This is a genomic window from Cupriavidus alkaliphilus, assembly GCF_900094595.1.
In the GTDB taxonomy this organism is placed as follows: domain Bacteria; phylum Pseudomonadota; class Gammaproteobacteria; order Burkholderiales; family Burkholderiaceae; genus Cupriavidus; species Cupriavidus alkaliphilus.
On sequence record NZ_FMAD01000016.1, the window covers coordinates 108,137 to 133,642 of the forward strand.

Consider the following 25,506-nt stretch of genomic DNA (forward strand, 5'->3'; position numbering starts at 1 on the left):
CTCCCTGAAAGAAGACAAAAATGCTGCTGGATCACCCGATCCAGCAGCTCGTCCGTGCAATCTCGTTACCAATGACAGGTCACCGTGCAGCCTCAAGGACAGGCTCAAGATCGCTCATACGTCATGTAGCCGTTCTGGAGCACGATATGGTCAGCGATGTATTTCGCATCGTGCCAGACGCCATAGATGAAGGACGACGCCCGGTTGACTAGATTCGGCAGGCCCAGGAAATAGATACCACCTTCTGCGGAGATGCCGCGCTTATGGAACGGATCTCCCTTCTCGTCGAAGGCATTCTTCACGTTCAGCCAGTTGAAATCAAACTTGAAACCGGTCGCCCAGAGAATCGTGGTGATGCCGGCTTCAGCCAGGTCGAGGCTGAGGATCGGGTGCTTGAGGCACTCCGGGTCCGGCAGCAGTTCCCAGGCGTCAGGTTCCGGCGGAAACGGCAGGCCGTTCTCTTCGATATAGGCATCCGCTTCGCGCAGCACGTCGAAGTAGGCGCGGTCGCCTTCGGCGATGTTCTCGGGCAGGCCTGGCTCGAACGTCATGACGCCATCCTTGAAGGATTGAGTCAGGCCGACCAGTTGGATTCCCGCATGCGCCAGGCGCCGGAAATCGACGGTCTTGCCGCCTTCATAGCCGCTCACGGCGAAAGCAACGTGTGCCTTCTTGGGCCGGATCCTCACTTCATCCCACAGGCCGAGGGCGCCCAGCCACCAGCAGTAGTCACGGCCACGGTACGCGCGCGGCGGGCGGTAATGCTCGCCGACCGAGAGATAAACCGTCTTGCCGGCCTGGCGCAGCTCTTCGGCGATCTGCGAGCCAGAAGCGCCCGCGCCCACCACGAGCACCCCGCCTTCCGCCAGTTGGCCCGGATTCTTGTAGACCGAGGAATGCAGCTGCCGGATCTTTTCGCTCTCTGGCACGATCTTCGGATAGGCCGGCGTCTGGAACGGGCCGGTTGCGGCAACGACGTTGTCTGCCTCGATGATGCCGTCGGAAGTCGTCACCCTGAAGCCGGGACGCCCTTGATGCCGTTCCACCCGCCTGACTTCCACGCCGGTACGGATCGGGGCCTTCAGCATGGCGGCATAGCTCTCGAAATACTGGGCCATGCGCTCTTTCGACGGAAAGGTCTCCGGTGAAATTCCTTCGAATTTCATCCCGGGAAAGCGGTCATGCCAGGCCGGTCCATTCGCGACCAGAGAATCCCAACGTTCCGAGCGCCAGCGTTCTGCGATGCGGCTGCGTTCCAGCACGACATGCTGAACACCCATGTGCGCGAGATGCTCGCTCATCGCGATGCCCGCCTGGCCAGCACCGACCACCACGGTGTTGATTTTTTCCACTGACATTTGAGTTTCCTAAGAATGATCGCCCCGGTCAGTCGCCCCGGCACGGAAGCTTCGACGGCAAGGCGTCCTGGCGCCCTGGAGACATCGCTCATCGACGGTGACCAGTTTGATGAAGCCCACCTCGTTTGAAAATCACGTTTTTCAAACTCAGGACTTAGGAAAAAGTAAAGCGCGTGCCGAAGGGTCCCGCACCGCCCCCGCACCCGCGCACCACAAGGCGTTCCCGGCCATCGCATCCGCGCCGCCTGCGCCTGAAAACGAGCATTTCGTTTTTTCCGAGGGACCGCATCAGTTTCGGCAAAGTCCCGATACTGGCTCTTTGACTTATCCTGCTTGCCAGTACCAGCTCGGCCTCGATGTCATTGGGCCCAAGCCTGGAGCACGGCATACTCCTCAATCTCTGTACACCTATGAACGTAGCCAACTCCGAGCCTGCCGCACAGCAACCCCACGCACAGCCCGATACCGCAGTCAGCCTGGAACGGGTGGTCAAGAAGTATCACGACCACACCGTGCTGCACGAGCTCTCGCTGAAGATACGACGCGGGGAATTCCTCACCCTGCTGGGCCCGTCCGGCTGCGGCAAGACGACGCTCCTCAACCTCATCGCAGGCTTTGCGGAAGCCGACACCGGCGAGATTTTCATCGATGGCCAGCCGGTGACCTGCGAGCCGCCGCACAAGCGGCAGATCGGCATCGTCTTCCAGAATTACGCGCTCTTTCCCCACATGACCGTCGAGCGCAATATCGGCTATGGCCTGCGCATGCGGGGCGTGGGCAAGGATGAGATCGCACAGCGCGTGAAGCAGGTGATGGACCTGGTGAAGCTGGACGGCCTCGGGCACCGCAAGCCGCGCGAACTTTCCGGCGGCCAGCAGCAGCGCGTGGCGCTGGCGCGGGCGCTGGTGATCCAGCCCAAGGTACTGCTGCTGGACGAACCCTTCTCGGCGCTGGACAAGAACCTGCGCGGCTCCATGCAGGTAGAGATCCGGGAAATCCAGCGCCGCTTGCGCCTGACCACGGTATTCGTCACCCACGACCAGGGCGAGGCGCTGGCCATGTCCGACCGGATCGCGGTGATGTCGAACGGCATCATTCGGCAGATCGCGTCGCCGGCCGATCTGTATCAGAACCCGCAAGACCCGTTTGTGGCGTCCTTCCTGGGCGACGTGAACATCCTGCCGGCGCATTATCACGGCCAGACGGCAACGGATGTGCAACTGCGCCTGGGCTCGGGGCTCATCAGCTTTCCGCATGCCCGCCTGGCCGATGCATCGCACGACGGGGAGAGGCTGGACGTGTACGTGCGCCCGGAGCACATCAAGCTTGAGCATCTGCATGCCGAATCGGTGTTGAGCGGCACGGTGATCCATCACGTCTACCAGGGCGATCACATCAATACGTTTATCGACGTGGACATTCCGATGACGGCCCGCCAGGTCGTCACGGTGCGCAGTGCGGGCCTGGGCGCCATGCAGCAATGGCCCATCGGCTCGGTCGCGGGACTTGCGCTGCCCGATGAGGGCGTCAGCATTTTCAGTCCGCAGAAACGGACGTAAGAATAGATGAAAGAGCGCAGCGCGAAGGCATAACCCAACGCGTCAGACAACGCCTGAGAGAGCACATCCATGACCAGTCTTCCCCGCTCCATGCAAGCCATCATCGCCCGTGAACCCGGCGACGCCGGTGTGCTCGTGCTGGCCGAGCGCCCCATGCCCGAGCCCGGTGCTGGCGAAGTCCTGCTGCGCGTGCTTGCCGCCGGCGTCAACCGGCCCGACATCATGCAGCGGCAGGGTATCGCCAAGCCCGCGCCGGGCATCACCGACGTGCTCGGCCTGGAAGTCTGCGGCGAAGTGGTCGCCTGCGGTCCCGGTGTGGACCGCCAGCTGATGGGCCAGCGGCTGATGAGCCTGGTGCCCGGCGGCGGCTATGCGCCGTGGTGTACGGCGCCGGTCGATCAGTCCTTCATCGTGCCCGGCACGCTTTCCGATGCCGAGGCAGCCGCCTTGCCCGAGGGGCTGTTCACCGTGTGGCACAACCTGTTCGAGCTGGCCCGCCTGGCCATGGGCGAAACCGTCCTGATCCACGGTGCAGCCGGCGGCATCGGCACGCTCACGATCCGCATGGCGCATGCCGCCGGCGCAACCGTCATCGTCACGGACAACGACGAAAGCCGTTTTCCGGAACTGCGCGCTATGGGCGCCGATGCGACGATCTGCTGGCCCACCACCGATTTCACCAAGGCCTGCCTGGAGTACACCGATGGGCGCGGGGTCGACGTGGTCATCGATATCGTCGGCGGCGACTATATCCGCCGCAATCTTGCCGCCATGGCCTTCGGCGGCCGCCATGTCAGCCTGTCCTTCATGCAGGGTTCGGCGGTCAATGTCGAACTGCTGATGCTGATGCAGCGCCAGTTGAGCCTGCACTCGTCCACCATGCGCCCCCAGACCCATTACGAAAAGACCCGGATGGCCCAGAGCCTTGCCCGCCATGTCATCCCGCTGCTGAAAAACGGACGGGTCAAGCCGCGCATCCACGCCACCTTCCCGCTCGCGGAAGCAGTCGCGTCCCACCAGATGCTGGAAAGCGGCAAGGTTTTCGGCAAGCTGGTCCTGATCCCCTAGAGCCTGTCATCCAATCAAGCATGCTGAAACTTCTTTTCGCTCCGACCTCGCCATTCGTGCGCAAGGTCATGGTCTGCGCACACCTGACGGGGCAGGCCGAATCCATCGAGCTGCTGGACAGCGCCGCCCATCCGGTGCGGCGCGACCCGCGCATCGCGGCCCACAACCCCCTCGCCAAAGTCCCGACGCTGATCCTGGAAAATGGCCAGGCCATCTATGACAGCCGGGTGATTTGCGAGTACCTGGCCAGCCGGGCAGACGCCGGGGATATCTTCCCCGCCTCCGGCCCCGCGCGCTGGACGGCCCTGACCCGGCAGGCGCTCGGCGACGGCCTGCTCGACGCCGCGTTGCTCGCGCGCTACGAACGGACCGCGCGGCCCGAGGAAGTGCAGTGGCCCACGTGGCGTGAAGCGCTGCTGACGAAAGTCGGTGCCTGCCTCGAGTCAATCGACGCCATCGCACCGGATCTGGCGGAAGCACAGCCCACCATTGGTGAAATCACCATCGGCTGCGCGCTGGGGTATCTGGACTTCCGGTTTCCCGAACTCGATTGGCGCGCCCGATGCCGCAACGCGGCACGCTGGAATGAGGCTTTCCAAAGCCTGCCCGCCATGCAGGCCACGCGCCCCCACGAAGGTTGAGATACGGAGGTCAGAACATGAGCGAGAACATCACCATCTGGTTCCTGAACGGCCCCAACGCCAATCTTTATGGCCTGGACGCCAACAAGACCTACGGCAGCGACAGCTTTCCGGTGCTGCAGTCACGATGCGAGCAAAAGGCCGCGTCCCTGAATGCCGACCTGCGTTTTTTGCAGTCGAACTACGAGGGACAGCTGGTCGACTGGATCCAGGAAGCGCGTGGCGTGGCGGACGGCATCATCATCAATGCGGCCGGCCTGACCTACTCGTCGATTCCGATCCTCGATGCCTTGCTGTCTTTCCCCGGCAAGATCATTGAAACCCATATGAGCAACATCTGGAAGCGTGAGCCGTTCCGCCACCACTCCTACATCTCCAAGGTGGCGGATGGCGTGATCGCCGGACTGGGCGGCGACGGCTACGAACTCGCTATCGAGGCCGTCACGCGGCTGGTGGAGAAGGGCAGAGCGGTGGTCTGATTTTCCATGCATACGCTGAACGGTAGCAAGTACTCTTGCTGTCGTCCTTGCCATGACTCTCAATGCAGTTGCCAAGATGCCAATTTCTGATGACACCCCCTCGGGCGCGCTGGCCTTCTACAGCGCATTCGACGATTTCGACACGTGGAAGCGCGCGCTCCAGGCCCAGCTCCCGAAGCTGCAGGTCATTCACTCCAGCGAAATCACCCGGCCGGCCGACATTCACTACGCGCTCGCCTGGAAACCGCCGGAGAATTTCTTTGCCGAAATGACGAACCTGCGCCTGATCGTCAATCTGGGAGCGGGGGTTGATTCACTGGTTCAGCGGCAGGATCTTCCCCAAGGCATTCCGATCACACGGCTCACAGACCCGCAGATGGCGCGCATGATGGCGGGGTACGTGCTCTTCTCTGTGCTGCGTCACGCCCGCGACATCCCGTACTTCGAGCAAGCGCAGCGGCGGGGGGAGTGGGCCTACCGTCATCCCCGTTCTCCGGAAGACATCCGCGTGGCCGTTCTGGGGCTCGGTCAGTTAGGCGCGAAAGCGGCCCACGAACTGCAGCGCCAGGGGCTCAAGGTGATTGGCTGGTCGCGCAGCCCGGCGCAGATCGAAGGCGTGGAATGCTTTGCCGGACTGGAAACGCTCGACACCGTGCTGGGACAGGCGGACATTGTCGTCGTGATGCTGCCACTCACGCCGCAGACGGCTGGCATCCTGGATCGAGCGCGACTCGAGCGGCTGCCCCGAGGCGCGGCCTTCATCAACGTTGCGCGGGGCGCCCTGGTCGATCAGGCGGCGCTTACGGAACTGCTCCAAAGCGGCCACATCGGCGGGGCAACCCTGGACGTTTTCGAACGCGAACCCTTGCCTTCCGGGGATCCCCTCTGGAGCATGCCCAATGTGCTGATCACACCCCACTTGGCTTCGGTGGCGATTCCGTCATCAGCGGCAAGACAGATTGCGGAGAATATTATGCGCGTTTCCGCCGGCGAGTTGGCGGACAACATCATCGATCCAGCACGCGGATATTGAGGGTATGGGTTACGTCCGGCGCAATGCGCCGGACGCGGGCACTCTGACTACCAGCGTGATGCTTTCCACGACGTCGAGTGGCTTGCTTCGCAGGTGGTGGCTCACTCCACCGTCGGCGCGCGGACACCGGAGGCAGGACCAAAATCGAAATGGGCCGCGGCATACAGGGCATTGCACGCCCAAACCTCTTCACCATGCTTATAGAAGACGACCCATTTGCCGTCGCTGACGCAGTGGGCGCCAGGGAAGACTTCGGCATGGCCGTTCGGACCGTCCAGCGGAAAGGGCGCGTGCGGCGTAGCCCAGTAATGGCCGGGTGGTAGGGGCGTAATCGTCTTTGGCATCTCATCAGGCCCGGTGTGGTGTCACAGGCGACGCGGTCCCGCCTTGCTATGGCGAAATCTCACCGCTGTCCATCCTGCCGCCGCGTAGCGTCGCGCTGCGGCATCTTGGTGTAGTCTCGCCAGCCAACTATTTCTGCTATCCGGCAATTCCCTGCCGCAGCACCCCGGGGGCCAGCGTTGGTTGGGCGCCAGCGCAATACCGGGATAGCTACGCGGCGGTCAACGTGTATAAGCCTGTAGACTACTAGCGTTCACAGGTTGTCTTGAGGAAAAGATGTCCTTCCTTTCGTCGCCGGGCCTTCCATGAAAAGGAAACTGGGATTTCGCCACATTGAGACGATCCACGCCATCATCTTAACTGGATCGGTGACCGGAGCATCGACGCGCCTGCATCTTACACAGCCGGCGATCAGCAACATCCTGCGTGATGCGGAAGAGCGCCTTGGTTTCGCGCTATTTGAGAGGCGCGGCGGACGTCTTTTGCCGACCCCAAGTGCAGACCGGCTGTTCGAGGAGATTGAGCGTTCCTTCATGCCGGACAGGATGAGGTTACCCCTGCCCAATTGCTGGGCGAGCCCATGATATCCCTTTCGAGTATCGAGGGTATCCAGGAATTGGTGGCTGCCTCGTTTGCAGGCTGCGGAGCCGAGCCGGCTCCAGTGGCAGAATGCCCGGCCGCGATTGCTGCGTGCGGCATGGTGGCGGGGGCATTGGTTTTACGCTGTTTGATTGCCTGCCGGCACAAATGGTCCTAGCGATTAATCGCCTTTGAAACCCACGGTCTGGACGATCGGAGTCCAAAATTCCACCAGCCGCCTCAGCTGGGTAACTTCTTGCGGCGTCGAACCCGCGAGCGGCTCATACCCGATGTTCTGGATGCGACAACCTCGACAAGGCGAGCGGTGCCCTCAAAGCCGAAGCCGAAGAGTCTCTACCAGCCGTATGCGATCGGCTATATCAAGACCCGGACGCGCCAGCCGACCACTGGACTACTGTTCCTGGCGGGGCTGCTGGTGATCGCCTTCCTGATGACTTTCTTCATCCGCATCGATGAAGGCGGGCAGGGCGCGGAAGGGGAACTTGCCGGGAGCAATTAAGTTTGCCGGGGCTGCGGCGCAAGTCCCGATTGGCGCGCAGGACTGGTGGCAGCACAATCCGCGGTCAGGCTAGCTGGCTGACACAAGCTGCACGCCGGGCCGCCGGTCCTCCACCACGAACGCCGCCTGGGTGCCGACCGCGCTGTCCGCGCGCGTGACGTCTTCCACGGCGCGCAGCGTGGCGGCCCATCGTGCCGGCGTGGACTCGACCACGATGTAGCCGCGCTGGTCGGGCCGCGCATGCACGATATGCGGATTGTGGGCCATGATTTTTGCGGCGCTCTCCATGCTGCTGCCCGAGGCCGAGGCGATGGAGGTGGTGCAGAACTCGCTGGCGATCACTTGGGATGACGGATCGCTGAAGTCCGCCAGCACATTGCAGGCGTAGTGCTGGTGGATATCGCCGCCGATGAACACGGTGTTGCGCGGCGCCGCCGCCGCGATGCTGTCGAGCAGGCGCTGGCGCGCGGCCGGATAGCCGTCCCAGGTGTCGCTGTGGAAGGCTTCCTGCGGCGGCGCCTTGTAGTTGCGCCGCGAGAAGATGGTCTGCTGCGCGATCGCGCTCCAGCGCGTCTGGTCGCGCTGGTCCTGCACCAGTCCCTGTGCCAGCCATTGTTCCTGCGCGCTGCCCAGCATGGTGCGGCGCGGGTCGCCGAGCGCGCTGCAATCGCCTGGGGACACGGAGCCCTTGCGCAAATGCCCCGGTTCGCGGCAGGGCTGGAGATCGCGATACTGGCGGTCGTCCAGCAGATGGAAATCGACCAGCCGGCCCCAGCGGTGGCGCGCGTGGATGCTCAGCGCATCCGGCGTGCCAAGTCCTGCCATGCCATGCACCAGCGCGCTCGCGCGGATTGGCATGTTTTCGTAGAACGCCTGGTAGCCGGCAGTCCGCCGCGCGAGAAACGCGGCCGCTGGCTCGCTGCCCGCGCGTCCCGCATAGTCGTTCTGCACTTCATGGTCGTCCCAGGTTACCAGCCAGGGGCACGCGGCATGCATGGCCTGCAGCAGCGGGTCGCTCTTGTACAGCGCGTAGCGGTCGCGGAAGTCCTGCAGGCTGGTCGCGGTGGGCAGGCTGTGCGTGCGCGGCAGGTGCGCGCGCGCGTTGGCCGGCACAGCGGCTTCGTAGATGTAGTCACCCAGGAATACCACCAGGTCCAGGTCTTCCTGCCGCATCTGCCGGTACGCGGCGTAGTGGCCTTGCTCCCAGCGCTGGCAGGAGGCAAAGGCAAAGCGCACCCGCGGCGCCAGCGTGTCGGACGCCGGCGCGGTGCGGGTGCGCGCCGGCGCGGTGACTGCGTCGCCGTGCATGAAACGGTAGAAGTACCAGCGGTCGGGGCGCAGCCCATCGACCTCCACATGAACGGAATGGCCGAGTTCTGGCAGCGCCTGCGCCTGGCCGCGGCGCACGATGCGCCGGAATGCTTCGTCCTCGGCGACTTCCCACCGGACCGTCAGTGGTCCCTGCAGCGGGCTGGTGCCATGGGCGTCGGCCTGCGGCGTGCCAGGGATCGCACCGCCTTGCAGGCGCGTCCACAGCACGAATCCGTCCGGCGCCGGCGCGCCGCTGGCCACGCCCAGCGAAAACAGATCGCGCTCGCGCAGGGTGGCGGAAAGGGCCCAGCGGGGCAACTGGGTGGCAAGGGCGGAGGCCGCTGCCAGCTTCAGGAAGGTTCTTCTTTGCATGCCGGTTCCGGGATATCGGAGTTCGTGACGCGCTGTCGATGTGCAGAACTATAGCGAAGCGGGTCAGCCGGTTTCGGCTATTCAAAAAGTCGTCTTGGGTGCGCTTGGTCGGCCTTGGCGACAGATGACGGCCGTGCGGTCCATGGCCCTCCCGGGGCAAGGCAGCCGTCGTCCTGCTGACCAGCCACGAACGTCGCTTGGCCCGTAATTCCGGCAAACAGGCCGGCATTCGCCGGCCTGCGCAGCCTTAATCAGCCGTGATGTTGTTGGCCTTCACTACCTCGCCCCACATCTTGTAGTGGGTGCGGGTCAGTGTTGCGAGCTGCTCGGGCGTGCCGCCGCCGGGCTCGTCGCCGCGGTCGACAATGCTCTTGACCACGGCCGGGTCCTTCAGCGCCGTATTCAATGCGGCGTTGGCTTTCTTGACGATGTCAGGGCTCAGGCCCGGCGGTCCGTACAGGCCGATGAACGAGATGATGGTGAAGTCCTTGATGCCGCTCTCGGTGGCCGTTGGCACGTCCGGGATCATGGCCACGCGCTTGGATCCCGTGACCATCAGCGGCCGCAACTGGCCCGACTTGATGAAAGGCGCCACGACCGACGTGGCATCGAACATCGCATCCAGGCGTCCGGCCATCAGGTCGACCATGGCCGGGCTGCTGCCCTTGTAGGGCACATGGTTCATCCTGGGGCCGCCCATGCGCTCGCGCAGCAGTTCCATCGTGACGTGCGGCAATGCGCCGGTACCGCCCGAGCCATAGTCGACGGTCTTGCCCGACTTGTCGCGCGCCTTGACCTCCTCGACGAACTGCGCGTAAGTCTTGATGGGCGAACTGGCGGGCACGACAAGGACCAGCGGCGACTGCAGCATCGTACCTATCGGCGTCAGCTTCTGCGGATCGACGATGCCAAGCTTGGTGTAGACATGCGGCATGATCGTCATCGAGCCGTTGCCTACCAGCAGCTTGTTCCCGTCGGGCGCCGCGCGCATGACCTCAATGGAGGCGATATTGCCGTTCACGCCGGCCTTGTTGTCGATGACAAACGACTGCCCGAGCGAACTCTGCAGGCCGCTAAGCAGCGCACGTCCCGCAAAGTCGGTCTGGCCACCGGGCGGAAAGCCGACCAGCAGTGTCACCGGCTTGGTTGGCCAGGTGGTCTGCGCCCGCGCGGCGGTCGTCGCAAGCGCGCCAAGGCCGAGCACAGCGACGCTCAGGATCAATGCGGAACGGCGCGAATTCACGGGCGATTTCATAGTGATTGTCATGACAGGTCTCCGATTATGTTTTGAATGGACCGCAGTCCATGGCGCTTCAGGTCGCCTTTTCCATCGCTTCCCACATCCCGTTGATATAGACCGCGCCGAGTGCCCGGTCATAGAGGCCGTATCCCGGCTTGCCCGTCTCGCCCCAGATCATGCGGCCGTGGTCGGGGCGGTAATAGCCCTGGAAGCCGACGTCGTGGTATGCCTTGACGATCGCGGCAATATCCAGTGATCCGCAACTCGACAGGTGGGCGGTTTCCTCGAAATCGCCTTCCGGCGTGATCTTGACGTTGCGGATATGGGCGAAGTGGATGCGTCCCATGCCGCCGAACTCGCGCACCAGCGCCTCGACGTTGTTCTGCGGGCCGGCGCCAAGCGAGCCGGAGCACAGCGTCAGACCGTTTGCCGGCGTGTCGACGATCCCCAGGATGCGTGCCAGGTCGTCGCGGTTCTTGACGATGCGCGGCAGTCCGAAAATGGGGCGCGGCGGATCGTCCGGATGAATGGCCATCTTGATGCCGCACTCCTGGGCCACCGGAATGATCGCGCGCAGGAAATGCTCCAGGTGCTCCCAGAGCCTGCCTTCGTCGATACCACGATATTCGGCCAGCAGTGACTGCAGTTCTCCTGGCGCGTAGCTGGAATCCCAGCCGGGCAGGGCGATACCCTGGCTGACGTCGATCTGTTCGACCTCGCGGTTGCTGAAGGCAAGGCAGGTGGAACCGTCATCGAGCTTTTTTGCCAGTTCCGTCCGGGTCCAGTCGAACACCGGCATGAAGTTGTAGCAGATGACCTCGATGCCCGCGGCGGCCAGGTTCCTGATGTTCTGCTGGTAGTTCGCGATCAGCCGCTCGCGCGTCGGCTTGCCGAGCTTGATGTCTTCATGGACCGGAACCGACTCCACCACCTTGAACTGCAGCCCCGCTGCCTCGATGGTGGACTTGAGCGCCAGGATCTTGTCCAGCGGCCATACCTCGCCGACCGGTTCGTCGTAGATGGCGGAGACGATGTGGGTCATGCCCGGGATCTGCCGGATGTATTCGAGAGGGATCGGGTCGGTGGGGCCAAACCAGCGGAACGACATCTTCATGGGTGGGGCTTCCTTGAGACGACTCTGTTGCGGCAGCAGGGGCGGAATGGCGATCTGGTCTGAACCCGCGCCCCGTCATGGCCTGATGGTCACGCGGCATTGGTGTGCCGGATTGGATTAAGTGGTTCACCAATTGTGCGTGTGGTTGCCCAATTTCGCCGTCATGGTTTACCATGGCGTGCAACAGGCACTGCCCGATATGCCTTCTTGGGCCAGTGGTCAACCGGTACTCATATTGGCAGATGCCGCCTAACCTGCGATGACACATTCCCCCAGCGATCTTGCAACCCGTGCGACAGTCGAGAATCCGCCAGCGGCGAGCGACCGTTCGTACCTGAGCCTGGCCAGCCAGGTGCAGGCATTGATCGTATCCGGAGAGTTCTCCGCCGGCATGCGGCTGCCATCCGAACGCACGCTGGCCGAGCGGTTCAGCGTCAGCCGTACCCTGGTGCGCGAGGCCATCATCGCGCTGGAGGTGCAGGGGCTGGTCGAAGTGCGCGGCGGCTCCGGGATCTACGTCTGCGCAGAAGCGCCCGCGCCTGGTCGCGAGCCGTTCGAGATGCCCTGGCGGCCGGGGCCGATAGAATCGCTGCGCGCCCGAGCGCTGATCGAATCGGAAATCGCCGGCCTGGCGGCCAGCGAGCGTAAGGATGGCGACCTTGACCGTATGTTCGCGGCCCTGAGCCTGATGCGCGAGCACATGGACGACAAGCAAGCCAACGAGGCGGCGGACCGGCAGTTCCACCTGTGCCTGGCCGAATCCACCGGCAACAGGGTCCTGCTGCATATGGTCACCGCACTGTGGGACAGCGGACGCAGCGATCCGCTATGGGGCAAGATTGAGGAGCACTTCCATACCACGCGGCTGCGGGAGGCATCGCAGGAAGACCATCAGCAGATCTTCGCGGCGGTGATGGCGCGCGACGCGGCAGCGGCGCGGGCGGCAATGCGTAACCACCTGGAGAGGGTGATCAGCGAGTTCACTCAGGCGTGGCGTTGAGGGATAGCCCGTTGGGAATTGGGAATGTGTTGCGCGGCGATCTATGCCCAGGATGGCCACCACCGCTCCACCAGCAAGAATCAAGGACTCGGAGCGATCCGGGTCCCTTTTCTTTATCGACGCGTCGCAACTTGCCACCTGATTGCTGGTCGCGAGGTCTGTCTCCTCGTCGTCATTGCGAGCGGACCAGCCCGCGCTCGCGCAGGGCGGCGAACACGTGACAGACCACCGCATCGCAGCGTGCGCCGGCAAAACCGAACGTGCTCTGCAGATAGGGCTTTACCTCGTCGGCCAGGGATTCGCGCCGCATCAGGCGGGCCCGCAGGAAGCGCGTCTTGACCACGTCACCGCTTACGCCAAGGCAATAAGCCGTTTCCTCTACGCTCATGTCTTCGACGGCCCGCAGGATGAACACGCAGCGGTAGATCGGCGGCAGGTTTTCGACCGCGGCCTGCAGCAGCTTGCGCACCTGACCGCGTTCGGCCATGGCTTCGGGGGATTCGTCGTCAGCGGCGCGGAAGGACATCATGTTCTCCTGTAAAGGTTCGCCAGGAAAATCTTCTTCTTCACCCCGGGCTTCCATCTGTACCAGCCGGGTTTTCTTGCGCTGCGCTGTCAGGGCGACATTGATGGCAATGCGCGCCAGCCAGGTGCTCAGCGCGGCCTCGCTGCGAAATGAATCCAGGCTGGTAAAGGCGCGCAGGTAGGTTTCCTGCACGACATCCTGGGCTTCGGCATCATCCGCCACCACGCCACGGGCCGTGCGGAACAACAGACGGTTGTTACGCCGCATGATGGCCTCGAAGGCGGACGCGGTGCCGGCGCGGGCGCTGGCAACCAGGTCAGCATCGGTGGTGGCATCGGCGCCAGACGGCATGGGGAGCCTGGGATCCCGGTTCTTGTCCATATTGGAGATCTCGCTCCTTTCCCGTTCCCGCTCATTAGACGGCACTGCTGCCAGAAAGGTGACAGTCGACCCGGGCACATGCCTCCGCCGCCATCCCTCGCCTGAAGCCGAACCACGCGCCAGTAATCATAGGCAAACACATCCGGCCACAACCCCTCGCCATGTGGTCCAGGCCTCGTGTCACCTTCCTGCGCCTGCCGGCGTCTAACGACATATGCAACGGGCAAGTCCGGGCGACTGCCGTTGGAGACATGCCGGTTGTTTTATTTCAGTTGCTGCATCTCATCCTGACAAGGACGTCGATCATGAAAAGGCAACCCTCCGCACTGACACCTGGAATGGAAGTGCAGCCGGTACCGCTGCGGCAGCCGGCGACGCAGCGGATGGCTCGACGGAGGCTGGCAAATGCACTCATCACGGCAGCCGCGGTGGGGGCCGCCGCGGCATGCGGCGGCAGTTCTGGCGGGGGAGGAACGGATGCGGCCGGCACGGAAGCGGCGCAGAAGGCCCTGGTCGAGCAGGGCAAGCAGATCTTTCGCTTCGACACCTTTGGGGACGAAGCGAAGTGGACCGATCACTTGCGGATGCACGAGGTCATCGCCAGCTCGGTGGATCCCCTGACCGCATTTTCCGTCGGCCTAAAGGTGGATGCCGAGGCCTTGCCCGAGGCCGTCGCAAATGGCATCCGCAATGGCACGATTGACCTCAAGAGCCCGGCTACGACGGTGGCGCTGCTGAAACTGAACGCGGTCGTCGGCATCAAGGGAACCGTCGAGACCGTCAATGGGGTAGACCGGCTCACCCGCGTCGGCACTACCTGCGCGCTCTGTCATTCGACGGTGGACAACTCGTTCGCGCCGGGCATCGGCAAGCGGCTGGACGGATGGCCCAATCGGGATCTCAATCCCGGCGCGATCATCGCGCTGTCACCGGCCATTGACGAGGCCATGAAAAAGGTCCTGAACGCCTGGGGTGCGGGCAAGTACGACCCCCGCAGCAATATCGACGGCCTCAGCAAGCCGGTCGTGATACCGCCCGCCTTCGGGCTGGCCGGTATTCATCGTATTACCTTTACCGGCGATGGCGAAGACATCATGTACTGGAACCGGTATGTCGCGGTCTCCCAGATGGGAGGCCTTGGCTCCGTATCCGAGCCGCGCCTGAATATTTCCATCACGAATGGAACGGTGGACCTTGTCACCAGCAAGCTCCCGGCCCTGCAAGCGTATCAGCTGTCCCTGGGCGCTCCGCCGCCACCGGCCGGCAGTTTCGACCCCGCGGCGGCACTGCGGGGCAAGGCTCTCTTCGAAGGCGCGGGCCGGTGCGTCACGTGCCATAGTGGCCCCACATTTACCGATGCCAACTCGCTGCTGCACCCGCCCGGCGACTCGATGGCGGAACCGGAGAGCCCAAGCTACGCCTCGCGCTCCGCGACCAGGCAATACCGGACCACGCCGCTGAAGGGGGCATGGCAACACCCTCCCTATTTCCATGACGGCTCTGCGGCCACTTTTTCTGATGTCGTGACGACCTACAACACAAAGCGGGGACTGGGGCTGAGCAGCCAGGATGTTGCCGACCTGGCGGAGTATCTGAAGTCGCTGTGACCTGGAGCCCGATGCGCTGCGCCGGGATCCGCGGCCATAGGCGGACCTAGTTGCTGGCAACGGCTGCCGATTCGTCCGGCTGCCAGCCACCGCCCAGCGCCTTGAATGCCGCGACGGCGGCGCGCGCCGCCTCCGTTTGCGCCTGCGCGCGCGCATCTGACGCGCGCAACAGGCTGTCATCGGCCTGCAGGACCTCGATCAGGCTGACGACGCCTTTCTGGTAGGCGGCAAACGAAGCGTTCCGGGCGCGGCCGAGCGAGTCCACGCCTTGTGCGAGCACGGCTGCCTGCTCCTCGCGCTTGACCAGTCCAGAGAATGCGTTTTCCACGTCTTCCGCCGCGCGCAGCACGGCGAGCCGGTACGCGGCGAGCATCTCCGCCTCTTGCCCCCTGGCCTGGGCGATTTGCGCATCGATGCGGCCGAAATCGAACAGGCGCCAGCGCAGGCCAAGCACGCCGGCAAACTGGCTGGCACCGCCGCCGAACAGGCTTCCGGCACCCAACGAGGTGGCGCTGCCCAGCAGGCCGCCGAGCGAGAACTTCGGGTAGTACTCCGCCATGGCGACGCCAATGCGCGCGTTGGCGGCCGCCAATCGGCGCTCGGCGACGATCAGGTCGGGGCGGCGTCGCAGCAATTCGCCGGGCGACCCTGTCGTGGCAAGCTGTGGCGCGGCCGGGATGTCCGCGCCTTGCGCAAGCTCCGCCCGGTGCGTGCCCGGCAGCGTGCCGAGCATCACGTCCAGCGCATGCATGGCCGTATCGAGGGCGGCTTCAAGCTGCGGGATGGAAGCGCGAACCTGCGCGAGTGCGCCTTCGGCTTGCCTGACCTGAAGCTCGGCCGCCAGTCCCTTGCCGTAGAGCAGGTTGACGGTGGAGAGCAAATCCTGCTGCGTCTGCGCCTGTTGGCGGGCGACCTTCAGGCGCGTCTGCAAGCCGCGGATGGCGATGTAGATATCGGCGGTCTGCGCGGCCACGGCCAGCCGTGTGGCGACCGCGGCTGCCTGGGAGGCCTGGTAGTCCGCCAGCGCCGCCTCGCGGCCACGGCGCAGGCCGCCGAATACGTCCAGCTCCCAGCTTGCGCTGGCATTGGCCTCGAAAGCGTTGCCGTAGCGGTCGAAGCCCGGCGTCGCATTCAGCACGCGGCCCAGAGGGGTTTCGACGGACTGGTAGGCACGTGCGACCTGGCCGGTGATATTGCCGGAAGGCAGCAGCGCGGCGTTGGCTGCGCCAAGGCCGGCACGGGCCTGCGTGACGCGGGCGAACGCCTGCGCCAGGTCCAGGTTCTGTTCCAGCGCGAGTTGCACGAACTGCGTGAGTTGCGGATCGCCAAAGCCGGTCCACCACGTGGACAGGTCGGCTGTGGGGCCGGCCGTGCGCAGGTCGACCGCGGTCTGGCCCTGGAATCGCTGAGGGACCGGTACGTCGGGCTTCACATAGTCCGGGCCGACGGCACAAGCGCTAACCAGGCTGGCAACGAAGAGGGCGGCAAAGGAACGCTTTGGCAACATGGGGCTTCCATCGGAATCGGAATCGGAATTTTAGTGACTATAGTACAAAATGGTCACAAGTTGTTCAACTATCGCGACTCGCGTAAGCTGGTGCCCATGACAGCCACTCCTTACCCCGTCTCCGCCCGCGGCCCGGCGGACCACGACGTGCGCGACCAGATCGTCGCTGCGGCCACCGAGCACTTCAGCCGCTACGGCTACGAGAAAACCGCCGTTTCCGACCTGGCCAAGGCCATCGGCTTTTCCAAGGCCTACATCTACAAGTTCTTCGAGTCCAAGCAGGCCATCGGCGAGATGATCTGCGCCAACTGCCTGCGCGAGATCGAGGCCGAGGTGAATGCCGCCGTGGCCGATGCCGACTCGCCGCCGGAGAAGCTCCGGCGCCTGTTCAGGGCCTTGACCGAGGCCAGCCTTCGCCTGTTTTCGCACGAGCGCAAGCTGTACGAGATCGCGGCGTCGGCAGCGACCGAGCGCTGGCAAGCGGTGATCGCCTACGAGGAAAGCATCCGCAAGCTGCTGCGCAAGGTCCTGCAGCAAGGTAGGGAGAGCGGAGACTTCGAGCGCAAGACGCCGCTGGACGAGACCACGATGGCCATCTACCTGGTGCTGCGCCCTTATATGAACCCGTTGCTCCTGCAGCACAGCTTTGATCACACGGAAAGTGCGCCCGGGCTGCTTTCCAGCCTGGTGCTGCGCAGCCTTTCTCCCTGAGGGGCAGATTTTTCGATTGTGACCATTGACTAAAATGGTCACAAGAACCAGAATGAAAGCCCAGAATCTTTCGTCGATGGGGCTTTCATGCTTTCGCGCCGCTTTGTTACCACCGCCGTTATTTGTGCATTGCCGCTGGCATTGATCGCTTGCGGCGAAAAGCCCACTGCCGACCCGCGCAGCGAGGCGCCGCTGGTGCGGGCCGCGCTGGTGCAGCCAGTCGCCGCCGGATCCCGTTCCTTCACAGGGGTCGTCGCAGCCCGGGTGCAGAGCGATCTCGGCTTCCGCGTGCCTGGCAAGGTGCTGGAACGGCTGGTGGATGCCGGGCAAACCGTCAGGCGCGGGCAGCCGCTGATGCGTATCGATCCGGTCGATCTGAAGCTCGCCGCGCAGGCGCAGCAAGAGGCCGTGAGCGCCGCACGGGCACGTGCGCAACAGACGGCCGAAGACGAAGCGCGCTATCGCGATCTGCGCGGCACGGGGGCAATTTCAGCCTCGGCCTATGACCAGGCCAAGGCCGCGGCGGACGCGGCCAGGGCCCAGTTGAGCGCGGCCCAGGCGCAGGCCGATGTGGCACGCAACGCCAGTCGCTACGCCGAGCTGGTCGCCGATGGCGACGGCGTGGTCGTGGAAACGCTGGCCGAGCCCGGCCAGGTCGTCAACGCGGGCCAGGCTGTCGTGCGCCTGGCGCACGCTGGCCGCCGCGAAGCGGTGGTCCAGTTGCCGGAGACCTTGCGGCCAGCGCTGGGCTCGGCCGCACAGGCCACGCTTTTCGGCAAGGACAGCGCCGGCGTGCCCGCCAGGCTGAGGCAACTGTCAGACGCTGCCGACCGGCTTACCCGCACCTTCGAAGCGCGCTATGTGCTGGAGGGCGAACTGGCCAACGCGCCGCTGGGCGCCACCGTGACGATCCAGGTCGCCGATCGGGCTGCCGCCGCGCAAGGCGAACTGCAGGTGCCGCTGGGCGCCGTGTTCGATGCCGGCAAGGGCCCGGGCGTGTGGGTCGTCCAGGGCGATCCGGCCAGGGTGTCGTGGCGATCCGTCACCCTCGTGCGCCTCGGCGACGAAGATGCCCAGGTTGCAGGCCAGCTCAGGCAAGGGGACCGGATCGTCACGCTTGGCGCTCAGCTGCTGCGCGAAGGACAGCAGGTCCGCGTGGCCGGCCAGGGTGCGAATACTGCCATCGCGGGGGTACGCCTGTGAGCCAGGGTCGTTTCAACCTGTCGGCACTCGCGGTGCGCGAGCGCGCGGTCACGCTGTTCCTGATCTGCCTGATTTCCGTGGCGGGCCTCATTGCCTTCTTCAAGCTGGGCCGGGCGGAAGACCCCGCCTTTACGGTCAAGGTGATGACCATCGTCACCGCGTGGCCCGGCGCCACCGCGCAGGAAATGCAGGACCAGGTGGCAGAGAAAATCGAAAAGCGCATGCAGGAGCTGCGCTGGTACGACCGCACCGAAACCTACACCCGGCCCGGGCTGGCGTTCACCACCTTGACCCTGCTCGACAGCACGCCGCCAGCCGAAGTCCAGCAGGAGTTCTACCAGGCGCGCAAGAAAGCCGGCGACGAGGTGGCCAACCTGCCGCCCGGCGTGATCGGGCCGTTGCTCAATGACGAATATGCGGACGTAACCTTCGCGCTGTTCGCGCTCAAGGCACAGGGCGAGCCGCAGCGCGCGCTCGTGCGCGACGCCGAGACGCTGCGCCAGCGCTTGCTGCGCGTGCCCGGTGTGAAGAAGGTCAACCTCATCGGCGAGCAGCCCGAGCGCATCTATGTCGAGTTTTCCCATGAGCGCCTCGCCACGCTGGGGGTAAGTCCGCAGGACGTATTCGCGGCACTCAACAGCCAGAATGCCCTGACGCCGGCAGGCTCCGTGGAGACGAAAGGGCCGCAGGTCTTGATCCGCCTTGACGGCGCCTTCGACAAGCTGCAAAAGATCCGCGATACGCCGGTGGTGTCGCAGGGCCGCACCCTGAAGCTGTCGGACCTTGCCACGGTCCGGCGCGGCTATGAAGACCCGGCCACCTTCATGGTGCGCAACGGCGGGCAGCCTGCCTTGCTGCTCGGCATCGTCATGCGCGAAGGCTGGAACGGACTGGATCTGGGCCAGGCGCTGGACCGCGAGGTCAGCGCCATCAACGCGGACATGCCGCTGGGCATGAGCCTGACCAAGGTCACCGACCAGGCGGTCAACATCAGCGCCGCCGTCGATGAGTTCATGCTCAAGTTCTTCGCCGCGCTGCTGGTGGTGATGCTGGTGAGTTTCGTCAGCATGGGCTGGCGCGCGGGGCTGGTGGTGGCGGCGGCGGTGCCGCTGACACTGGCGGTGGTGTTCGTGGTGATGGCCGCCACAGGCAAGAATTTTGACCGCATCACCCTAGGCTCGCTGATCCTGGCGCTGGGCCTGCTGGTCGACGACGCCATCATCGCCATCGAAATGATGGTGGTGAAGATGGAAGAAGGCTACAGCCGCGTGGCTGCTTCGGCCTATGCCTGGAGCCATACCGCCGCGCCCATGCTGTCGGGCACGCTTGTGACGGCGGTGGGCTTCATGCCCAATGGCTTTGCGCGATCGACCGCGGGGGAATATACCAGCAACATGTTCTGGATCGTCGGCATTGCGCTGATCGCGTCGTGGGTCGTCGCCGTCGTGTTCACGCCTTACCTGGGCGTAAAGATGCTGCCCGACTTCAGGCAGGCCGAAGGCGGCCACGAAGCGATCTACGACACGCCGCGCTACAACCGCTTCCGGCAATTGCTCGGGCGCGTGATTGCACGCAAATGGCTGGTTGCGGGTTCGGTGGTGGGGCTGTTTGCGTTGGCCATCCTCGGCATGGCGGTGGTCAAGAAGCAGTTCTTCCCGATCTCGGATCGTCCCGAAGTGCTGGTCGAAGTGCAGATGCCCTATGGCACGTCGATCAACCAGACCAGCGCCGCCACGGCCAAGGTCGAAGCCTGGCTCGCGAAACAGAAGGAAGCCGGCATCGTCACGTCTTACATTGGCCAGGGGGCGCCGCGCTTCTATCTGGCGATGGGGCCGGAACTGCCGGATCCGTCGTTCGCCAAGATCGTGATCCGCACCGATGGCCAGCAAGAGCGCGATGCGCTGAAGCTGCGCCTGCGCCAGGCGATCGCCGATGGCCTCGCCCCGGAGGCGCGCGTGCGGGTGACGCAACTCGTGTTCGGCCCGTACTCGCCGTTCCCGGTTGCCTACCGCGTGACGGGGCCGGACCCACAGACGCTGCGGCAGATTGCGGCCGAGGTCCGGCAGGTCATGGACGCGAGCCCGATGATGCGCACGGTCAATACCGATTGGGGCGCTCGGGTGCCGACGCTGCATTTCACCTTGCAGCAGGATCGCTTGCAGGCGGTAGGCCTGACCTCCAGCGCCGTCGCGCAGCAACTGCAGTTCCTGCTCGACGGCATTCCGGTGACGGCCGTGCGCGAGGACATCCGCACCGTGCAGGTGACCGCGCGCTCGGCGGGAGAGATCCGGCTCGATCCCGCCAGGATTGGCGACTTCACGCTGGCCGGCGCCAACGGGCAGCGCATTCCGCTTTCCCAGGTGGGCCAGATCGAGGTGCGCATGGAAGAGCCCGTCATCCGCCGGCGCGACCGCATGCCGACCATCACTGTGCGGGGCGATATTGCCGATGGCCTGCAACCGCCGGACGTGTCGACGGCCATCGGCAAGCAGTTGCAGCCCATCATCGAGAAGCTGCCGGGCGGATACCGCATCGAACAGGCAGGCTCTATTGAAGAATCGGGCAAGGCCACGCAAGCCATGCTGCCGCTGTTCCCGATCATGCTCGCGGTGACGCTGCTGATCCTGATCTTCCAGGTACGGTCCATCCCGGCGATGGTGATGGTGTTCCTGACCAGCCCGCTCGGCCTGATCGGCGTGGTGCCGACCCTGATCCTGTTCGGCCAGCCGTTCGGCATCAACGCGCTGGTCGGACTGATCGCGCTGTCGGGCATCCTGATGCGCAACACGCTGATCCTGATCGGGCAGATCCAGCACAACAAAGACGAAGGGCTGGACCCGTTCAGTGCCGTGGTGGAAGCCACCGTCCAGCGTGCGCGGCCGGTGATCCTGACCGCGCTGGCCGCGATCCTGGCCTTCATTCCGCTGACCCATTCGGTGTTCTGGGGCGCGCTGGCCTACACGCTGATCGGCGGAACCTTAGCCGGGACCATCCTGACGCTGGTGTTCCTGCCGGCCATGTACGCGATCTGGTTCAGGATCCGGCCCGGTAATGTGGCGGATACCCAGCTGGACCGGCTTGACGGCACCGATTATCCCGATTGCCCGCCTGCCGGCGCACTATGAGAACTTGCGGATCAGTTGCCGCAGGCGGTCGCAGGCAGCCGGAACCTGGTGTTCGATCGCCGTCGCGACACCAAGAAGCAGGCCAGACCGTTGCGTGGAGGCGGAGCAGAACCATCCCGATAACGGTGCGGGTGCCAGCCCGTAGGCATAGGCTTCCCGAGCAATCCTCTTGTCGTCGGCGCCGTCGGGCAGTCTCACCACTACGGCGAGGCCTGCCGCATAGGCCTGGAATTCCCTGGCGTGGAGCGCAGCCAGAAGCGCATCGCTGCGGGCTGCGTAAATGCGCTTCATGCGGCGCAAGTGCCGCAGATAGTGTCCATCCCGCATAAATTCGGCGGTCGCCATTTGCACCGCCGGCCCTGGCGCGGAAGCGAGGCAGGCAACGACTTCCTCGAAGCGCGATACCAGGCCAGGCGGCACGACCACGAAGCCGAGCCGCAGCGTGGGACTGAGCGTCTTGCTGAAAGACCCGATATGGATGACCCGTCCGGCCCGATCCTGCGATGCCAGTGCGGGAGCGGCCCGGCGCCTGAGCTGGAGTTCGCCGAGGTAGTCGTCCTCGATGATCCACGCACCCGTGCGGCTGGCCCACTCGACAAGTTGCACGCGGCGACCGAGTGAGAGTGTCGGGCCCAGAGGTGCCTGCTGACCCGCGGTGACCAGCGCCACCGCGGCGTCCGGTGCATGCGCCTGGCCGTAGCCGACGTCGATGCCGTCTTCATCGACCGGGATGGGAACCGTCGTGAGCCGGGACAGTGCCATGGCTCTGCGACTGGGAAGAAATCCCGGGTTCTCGACCCAGGCTTGCCGGCCTTCGGCCTGGATCACCCGCAGCGTGACACCGAGCGCGCCGGTGAAGCCCGCGGTGATGAAGACCTGCGACGGCTGGCATTCAATCGCCCGGGACAATGCCAGGTGCGCCGCGATTTCTCTGCGCAGCGCATGCTCGCCGCGCGGATCCGGATAGGCCGCCGGCGCCTCGACCTCGTCACGTGCCGCACGCGATCGCAGCCGTGCGAACAAGGGGGCAGGGAAGCAGTCCGATGCCGGCACGCCCATCTGGAACACGGCGGGACCCGGCAGGAAATGCTGGTACAGCTCCGAGCGCAGGTCGGTCTCGACCGAACGCGCCTGTTCCGGCTGGGGCCTTGCCGCCGCGGCATGGTCGGAAACCCTGGTGCCGCCGGCACGCGATGAAACCACCAGTTGCGCATCGGACAGCCGCTCGTAGGCAGTCTTGACAGTGCCTCGCGCCACGCCCAGCTGGGCAGCGAGGTCGATCCACGACGGCAACCTGGCGCCTGGAACCAGTACGCCACTCTCGATCGCACCGGTGATACCCAGCCGTATCTGTTCCGACAGTGAGGTTCTGGACGCACGGTCCAGCTTCAGATCCAGGATCCTGGTCATCGCCTCTGGTGCATTGAAAGATTAGGTTTTTTGTTCTTTTTTGTGAACCAGGTGGGGCGCATGATTCTAGCCTCCAAGGAGCCAAACATGAAACTGCAACGCATTCTTCTCTCCCTGCTGGCGGCAACGGGCATGGCCTTTACCGGGGTCGCAGCGGCGCACGGCGCTGGCGACACGGTCAAGCCCAATTTCGCCCGGGAGATTCCCAATATCCCGGGCAAGTCACTCATTGCTGTCGAGGTGTTCTACCCGCCCGGTGGCGCTTCGCTGCCGCACGCCCATGCCAAGTCGTCGTTCATCTATGCATACGTCGTTTCGGGCAGCATCGCCAGCAAGGTGAACGACGAGCCGGAACGTGTCTACCGGGCGGGCGAGAGCTTCTTCGAAAACCCGGGCTCCCGCCATCCGGTGAGCCGCAATGCGAGCAAGACCAGGCCGGCAAAGCTGCTGGCTGTGTTCGTGGTCGATACCGCCGAAACGGAACTGACCATCAACGACAACTAGGAGTCTGAAATGAGACTGGACTACACCAAGGTATCGGCGGGCGGCGTCAAGGCATTTGGCGGCGTATACGGCTATGTCATGCAGTCAGGCCTGGAAGACGTCCTCGTCGAACTGGTCTATCTGCGCGTGAGCCAGATCAATGGGTGCGCGTATTGCCTCGACATGCATACCCGCGACCTGATCAAGAAGGGTGTTACGCCGGCAAAGCTCGCGCTTGTGCAGGCCTGGCAGGAAGCGGGGCCGCTATTCAGCAAGCGCGAGCAGGCGGCGCTGGCGTGGACGGAATCTGTCACCCTTGTGGCGGACACCCATGTGCCCGACGAAGACTTTCGACGGGCCGCGGCGGTGTTCAGCGAAAAGGAACTCGCGGACCTCACCATGGCCGTCGGGCTGATGAATGCCTACAATCGGCTCGCCATCAGCTTTCGCCGTGCCCCCGAATCTGCCCTCGCTGCGGCAGGCTGAAGCGCTTGGGTCTCGGACACCGGGCGGATTCCGATGCCGTCGCGGGAGACACCAACGTGCAATTGGCATCTCCAGATCCTCAGCGAAAGCGGCCGATCGTCCGCGCTACAGACCGGCAAGAATCTGGTCAATGCCGGTGGGATCCGGAGGCCGATGCCGGCGACGAGCCCGGGGCCTTTACGTCAGGCACCGTGACGGCGACCACCTCGGTGGCGAGGATCTTGTGGCCGGGATCGGCCAGCTCCAGGCGCAGCCTGTGCGGCCCCGGCGTGAGCCCCACCACGATGATCGGATCCTCGCTCGTATGGGCCCAGGTACCAGGGGCATCGTCAACCGTCACGTGCAGGTGCCCGATGCGAGGCGAGATCTCGGCGGCGGCCTTGCCGAATACCGGCATGACACGGAAATTCTCGGTGCGAAACTGGACGATGACGACGCCGCGCGCAAGCGGCTCCGGCAGTGCCGCGTAGGGGACCAGCCTTGGTGCGGGCTCGCCGCTGAGGGGAAGGATGGCAGGCGGGCGAATGGCATCTTGTGCAGGCTGCGCGGAGGCGCTCGCACAGAACGCGGCGGCAATGCCGGCGGCTGAAAGGGACTTGAGGACAGGGTGCATGGCGTGATCTCAGGGTAGGGCTTGCATCTGAGCACGCCGCCGCGGCGGGCTGGCGGGAGTTTTGTATGACAACGTAGCGGCGCAACCCGCTGATACGAACGAATACATTAAGTGGCGCGGTTCGCTACAGCCGGGATACATCCGCGGCGTTCAATGCTGCATATGCAATGTCTATCCGTTGCTTGCATAGTTCCCAACCCGAAAGAAGGACACGCCAAAATGAAGCTCGCCAAGTTTGCAACCGCCGCCATGACCGTCGCCTGCCTTGCCGCAACGATCCACAACGCCCACGCCCAAGCACCGGGGATCCATCGGGCCGACCTCGTCAGCCATGAACTCAGCGTTGCGGGCAAGGAAGGCATTCAGGTGCGCGTGGACTTCGAACCGGGCGCGTTCGCGCCCAGGCACGCGCACCCGGGTGAAGAAATCGCTCATGTGTTGCGGGGCAGCCTTGAGTATCAGCTTGGCGATCAGCCGCCGGTGACGCTGAAAGCAGGCGAATCGCTGTTCATCCCGGCAGGCACGCCGCATTCAGCTCGGAATGTTGGCAGCGGCCTGGCATCGGAATTGGCCACCTATATCGTCACGAAGGGTTCGCCGCTGGTTGTGCCCGCGAAATAGGGGTTCCCGGCCGCTGACCGGGAGGGGGTGGAAGACTTGTGATTCCAGGGGGCGTTTTACCACCCCGTATTGGAGCCTACCTGGCGGCGCTGTGCAGCACGGCATTGCGCCGCGCATAGGCAAAGTAGATCACCAGCCCCAGCGCCAGCCACACCAGGAAGGCGGCCCAGGTCAGCGCCTGCAGGTGTGCCATCAGAAACAGGCAGAAGCCGATCGA

Annotated in this window: 24 protein-coding genes; 15 read left to right on the forward strand and 9 right to left on the reverse strand. The window is 64.5% G+C overall.

Translation table 11 applies throughout. The features are described from left to right. Nucleotides 1-104: 104 nt before the first annotated feature. Nucleotides 105-1,358, reverse strand: coding sequence for a flavin-containing monooxygenase (locus GA0116996_RS25760; protein ID WP_092317373.1), 1,254 nt, complete (start codon nt 1,356-1,358; stop codon nt 105-107). Nucleotides 1,359-1,768: 410 nt separating this feature from the next. Between GA0116996_RS25760 and GA0116996_RS25765 the strand changes: the two genes are divergently transcribed. From GA0116996_RS25765 to GA0116996_RS25800, 7 genes are all read left to right on the forward strand, one after another. Continuing rightward, nucleotides 1,769-2,917, forward strand: coding sequence for an ABC transporter ATP-binding protein (locus GA0116996_RS25765; protein WP_092317375.1), 1,149 nt, complete (start codon nt 1,769-1,771; stop codon nt 2,915-2,917). A 90-nt stretch (nt 2,918-3,007) separates the two neighbouring features. Then, nucleotides 3,008-3,985: an NAD(P)H-quinone oxidoreductase gene (locus GA0116996_RS25770; RefSeq protein ID WP_092317377.1), complete on the forward strand. Its 978-nt coding sequence runs from the start codon at nt 3,008-3,010 to the stop codon at nt 3,983-3,985. Between the two features lie 20 nt (nt 3,986-4,005). Beyond that, nucleotides 4,006-4,626, forward strand: coding sequence for a glutathione S-transferase (locus GA0116996_RS25775; RefSeq protein ID WP_092317379.1), 621 nt, complete (start codon nt 4,006-4,008; stop codon nt 4,624-4,626). Nucleotides 4,627-4,643: 17 nt separating this feature from the next. Continuing rightward, nucleotides 4,644-5,105, forward strand: a complete 462-nt coding sequence (locus GA0116996_RS25780) for a type II 3-dehydroquinate dehydratase (RefSeq protein WP_092317381.1) — start codon at nt 4,644-4,646, stop codon at nt 5,103-5,105. A gap of 76 nt (nt 5,106-5,181) precedes the next feature. Further along, entirely contained in the window at nt 5,182-6,138 is a 957-nt protein-coding gene (locus tag GA0116996_RS25785) for an NAD(P)-dependent oxidoreductase (RefSeq protein ID WP_092317436.1), read from the forward strand. A 647-nt stretch (nt 6,139-6,785) separates the two neighbouring features. Beyond that, nucleotides 6,786-7,064: a LysR family transcriptional regulator gene (locus tag GA0116996_RS25795; protein WP_092317385.1), complete on the forward strand. Its 279-nt coding sequence runs from the start codon at nt 6,786-6,788 to the stop codon at nt 7,062-7,064. 320 nt (nt 7,065-7,384) lie between these two features. After that, complete coding sequence (locus GA0116996_RS25800; RefSeq protein ID WP_092317387.1) at nt 7,385-7,579, forward strand: hypothetical protein; 195 nt, start codon at nt 7,385-7,387, stop codon at nt 7,577-7,579. A 69-nt stretch (nt 7,580-7,648) separates the two neighbouring features. Here GA0116996_RS25800 and GA0116996_RS25805 read toward each other — a convergent pair whose 3' ends face one another. The 3 genes from GA0116996_RS25805 to uxuA form a co-directional block, all read right to left on the reverse strand. Continuing rightward, the gene (locus tag GA0116996_RS25805) at nt 7,649-9,262 is read right to left on the reverse strand and encodes an alkaline phosphatase D family protein (RefSeq protein WP_092317389.1); all 1,614 of its coding nucleotides are present in this window, start codon (nt 9,260-9,262) and stop codon (nt 7,649-7,651) included. 247 nt (nt 9,263-9,509) lie between these two features. Further along, on the reverse strand, nt 9,510-10,529 hold the full coding sequence (locus GA0116996_RS25810; protein ID WP_092317391.1) for a Bug family tripartite tricarboxylate transporter substrate binding protein: 1,020 nt from the start codon (nt 10,527-10,529) through the stop codon (nt 9,510-9,512). Nucleotides 10,530-10,575: 46 nt separating this feature from the next. Further along, nucleotides 10,576-11,616 (reverse strand): mannonate dehydratase, encoded by a 1,041-nt coding sequence (uxuA, locus tag GA0116996_RS25815; protein WP_092317393.1) that lies wholly within the window; start codon nt 11,614-11,616, stop codon nt 10,576-10,578. A gap of 259 nt (nt 11,617-11,875) precedes the next feature. On the opposite strand from uxuA, the gene GA0116996_RS25820 reads away from it, so the two are divergent. Beyond that, entirely contained in the window at nt 11,876-12,616 is a 741-nt protein-coding gene (locus GA0116996_RS25820) for a FadR/GntR family transcriptional regulator (protein WP_092317395.1), read from the forward strand. A gap of 172 nt (nt 12,617-12,788) precedes the next feature. On the opposite strand, the gene GA0116996_RS25825 is transcribed toward GA0116996_RS25820, so the two are convergent. Continuing rightward, entirely contained in the window at nt 12,789-13,523 is a 735-nt protein-coding gene (locus GA0116996_RS25825) for an RNA polymerase sigma factor (RefSeq protein ID WP_092317397.1), read from the reverse strand. A 305-nt stretch (nt 13,524-13,828) separates the two neighbouring features. Here GA0116996_RS25825 and GA0116996_RS25830 point away from each other — a divergent pair, with 305 nt between their 5' ends. Further along, the gene (locus GA0116996_RS25830) at nt 13,829-15,130 is read left to right on the forward strand and encodes a c-type cytochrome (RefSeq protein WP_244159997.1); all 1,302 of its coding nucleotides are present in this window, start codon (nt 13,829-13,831) and stop codon (nt 15,128-15,130) included. Nucleotides 15,131-15,176: 46 nt separating this feature from the next. Here the strand turns inward: GA0116996_RS25830 and GA0116996_RS25835 are convergent, their stop codons facing one another. Then, a complete protein-coding gene (locus GA0116996_RS25835; RefSeq protein ID WP_092317399.1) occupies nt 15,177-16,637 on the reverse strand; it encodes an efflux transporter outer membrane subunit in 1,461 nt (486 codons plus the stop codon). A gap of 96 nt (nt 16,638-16,733) precedes the next feature. Between GA0116996_RS25835 and GA0116996_RS25840 the strand changes: the two genes are divergently transcribed. From GA0116996_RS25840 to GA0116996_RS25850, 3 genes are all read left to right on the forward strand, one after another. Continuing rightward, complete coding sequence (locus tag GA0116996_RS25840) at nt 16,734-17,348, forward strand: TetR/AcrR family transcriptional regulator (RefSeq protein WP_092317442.1); 615 nt, start codon at nt 16,734-16,736, stop codon at nt 17,346-17,348. Nucleotides 17,349-17,435: 87 nt separating this feature from the next. Further along, nucleotides 17,436-18,551 (forward strand): efflux RND transporter periplasmic adaptor subunit, encoded by a 1,116-nt coding sequence (locus GA0116996_RS25845; protein WP_092317401.1) that lies wholly within the window; start codon nt 17,436-17,438, stop codon nt 18,549-18,551. After that, nucleotides 18,548-21,676: an efflux RND transporter permease subunit gene (locus GA0116996_RS25850; protein ID WP_092317403.1), complete on the forward strand. Its 3,129-nt coding sequence runs from the start codon at nt 18,548-18,550 to the stop codon at nt 21,674-21,676. Before GA0116996_RS25845 ends, GA0116996_RS25850 begins: the two co-directional genes overlap by 4 nt. On the opposite strand, the gene pdxR is transcribed toward GA0116996_RS25850, so the two are convergent. After that, complete coding sequence (pdxR, locus tag GA0116996_RS25855; protein ID WP_092317405.1) at nt 21,671-23,086, reverse strand: MocR-like pyridoxine biosynthesis transcription factor PdxR; 1,416 nt, start codon at nt 23,084-23,086, stop codon at nt 21,671-21,673. The two genes, GA0116996_RS25850 and pdxR, sit on opposite strands and share 6 nt — an antisense overlap. Before the next feature lie 87 nt (nt 23,087-23,173). On the opposite strand from pdxR, the gene GA0116996_RS25860 reads away from it, so the two are divergent. Both GA0116996_RS25860 and GA0116996_RS25865 read left to right on the forward strand, forming a co-directional pair. Then, complete coding sequence (locus tag GA0116996_RS25860) at nt 23,174-23,590, forward strand: cupin domain-containing protein (RefSeq protein WP_092317407.1); 417 nt, start codon at nt 23,174-23,176, stop codon at nt 23,588-23,590. Between the two features lie 9 nt (nt 23,591-23,599). Further along, nucleotides 23,600-24,055: a carboxymuconolactone decarboxylase family protein gene (locus tag GA0116996_RS25865; RefSeq protein WP_092317410.1), complete on the forward strand. Its 456-nt coding sequence runs from the start codon at nt 23,600-23,602 to the stop codon at nt 24,053-24,055. Nucleotides 24,056-24,182: 127 nt separating this feature from the next. Here the strand turns inward: GA0116996_RS25865 and GA0116996_RS25870 are convergent, their stop codons facing one another. Then, a complete protein-coding gene (locus tag GA0116996_RS25870; RefSeq protein WP_092317413.1) occupies nt 24,183-24,668 on the reverse strand; it encodes a DUF6130 family protein in 486 nt (161 codons plus the stop codon). A 219-nt stretch (nt 24,669-24,887) separates the two neighbouring features. On the opposite strand from GA0116996_RS25870, the gene GA0116996_RS25875 reads away from it, so the two are divergent. After that, on the forward strand, nt 24,888-25,289 hold the full coding sequence (locus GA0116996_RS25875) for a cupin domain-containing protein (RefSeq protein WP_092317416.1): 402 nt from the start codon (nt 24,888-24,890) through the stop codon (nt 25,287-25,289). Between the two features lie 76 nt (nt 25,290-25,365). Here the strand turns inward: GA0116996_RS25875 and GA0116996_RS25880 are convergent. After that, the coding region (locus GA0116996_RS25880) for an amino acid permease C-terminal domain-containing protein (RefSeq protein ID WP_133250569.1) at nt 25,366-25,506 on the reverse strand (141 nt) is incomplete at its 5' end.

What these genes read in the sequence shown, in the direction of transcription:
- GA0116996_RS25760 (WP_092317373.1), bottom strand. Translation starts at nt 1,358, where the DNA reads ATGTCAGTGGAAAAAATCAACACCGTGGTGGTCGGTGCTGGCCAGGCG.
- GA0116996_RS25765 (WP_092317375.1), top strand. Translation starts at nt 1,769, where the DNA reads ATGAACGTAGCCAACTCCGAGCCTGCCGCACAGCAACCCCACGCACAG.
- GA0116996_RS25770 (WP_092317377.1), top strand. Translation starts at nt 3,008, where the DNA reads ATGCAAGCCATCATCGCCCGTGAACCCGGCGACGCCGGTGTGCTCGTG.
- GA0116996_RS25775 (WP_092317379.1), top strand. Translation starts at nt 4,006, where the DNA reads ATGCTGAAACTTCTTTTCGCTCCGACCTCGCCATTCGTGCGCAAGGTC.
- GA0116996_RS25780 (WP_092317381.1), top strand. Translation starts at nt 4,644, where the DNA reads ATGAGCGAGAACATCACCATCTGGTTCCTGAACGGCCCCAACGCCAAT.
- GA0116996_RS25785 (WP_092317436.1), top strand. Translation starts at nt 5,182, where the DNA reads ATGCCAATTTCTGATGACACCCCCTCGGGCGCGCTGGCCTTCTACAGC.
- GA0116996_RS25795 (WP_092317385.1), top strand. Translation starts at nt 6,786, where the DNA reads ATGAAAAGGAAACTGGGATTTCGCCACATTGAGACGATCCACGCCATC.
- GA0116996_RS25805 (WP_092317389.1), bottom strand. Translation starts at nt 9,262, where the DNA reads ATGCAAAGAAGAACCTTCCTGAAGCTGGCAGCGGCCTCCGCCCTTGCC.
- GA0116996_RS25810 (WP_092317391.1), bottom strand. Translation starts at nt 10,529, where the DNA reads ATGACAATCACTATGAAATCGCCCGTGAATTCGCGCCGTTCCGCATTG.
- uxuA (WP_092317393.1), bottom strand. Translation starts at nt 11,616, where the DNA reads ATGAAGATGTCGTTCCGCTGGTTTGGCCCCACCGACCCGATCCCTCTC.
- GA0116996_RS25820 (WP_092317395.1), top strand. Translation starts at nt 11,876, where the DNA reads ATGACACATTCCCCCAGCGATCTTGCAACCCGTGCGACAGTCGAGAAT.
- GA0116996_RS25825 (WP_092317397.1), bottom strand. Translation starts at nt 13,523, where the DNA reads ATGGACAAGAACCGGGATCCCAGGCTCCCCATGCCGTCTGGCGCCGAT.
- GA0116996_RS25830 (WP_244159997.1), top strand. Translation starts at nt 13,829, where the DNA reads ATGAAAAGGCAACCCTCCGCACTGACACCTGGAATGGAAGTGCAGCCG.
- GA0116996_RS25835 (WP_092317399.1), bottom strand. Translation starts at nt 16,637, where the DNA reads ATGTTGCCAAAGCGTTCCTTTGCCGCCCTCTTCGTTGCCAGCCTGGTT.
- GA0116996_RS25840 (WP_092317442.1), top strand. Translation starts at nt 16,734, where the DNA reads ATGACAGCCACTCCTTACCCCGTCTCCGCCCGCGGCCCGGCGGACCAC.
- GA0116996_RS25845 (WP_092317401.1), top strand. Translation starts at nt 17,436, where the DNA reads ATGCTTTCGCGCCGCTTTGTTACCACCGCCGTTATTTGTGCATTGCCG.
- pdxR (WP_092317405.1), bottom strand. Translation starts at nt 23,086, where the DNA reads ATGACCAGGATCCTGGATCTGAAGCTGGACCGTGCGTCCAGAACCTCA.
- GA0116996_RS25860 (WP_092317407.1), top strand. Translation starts at nt 23,174, where the DNA reads ATGAAACTGCAACGCATTCTTCTCTCCCTGCTGGCGGCAACGGGCATG.
- GA0116996_RS25865 (WP_092317410.1), top strand. Translation starts at nt 23,600, where the DNA reads ATGAGACTGGACTACACCAAGGTATCGGCGGGCGGCGTCAAGGCATTT.
- GA0116996_RS25870 (WP_092317413.1), bottom strand. Translation starts at nt 24,668, where the DNA reads ATGCACCCTGTCCTCAAGTCCCTTTCAGCCGCCGGCATTGCCGCCGCG.
- GA0116996_RS25875 (WP_092317416.1), top strand. Translation starts at nt 24,888, where the DNA reads ATGAAGCTCGCCAAGTTTGCAACCGCCGCCATGACCGTCGCCTGCCTT.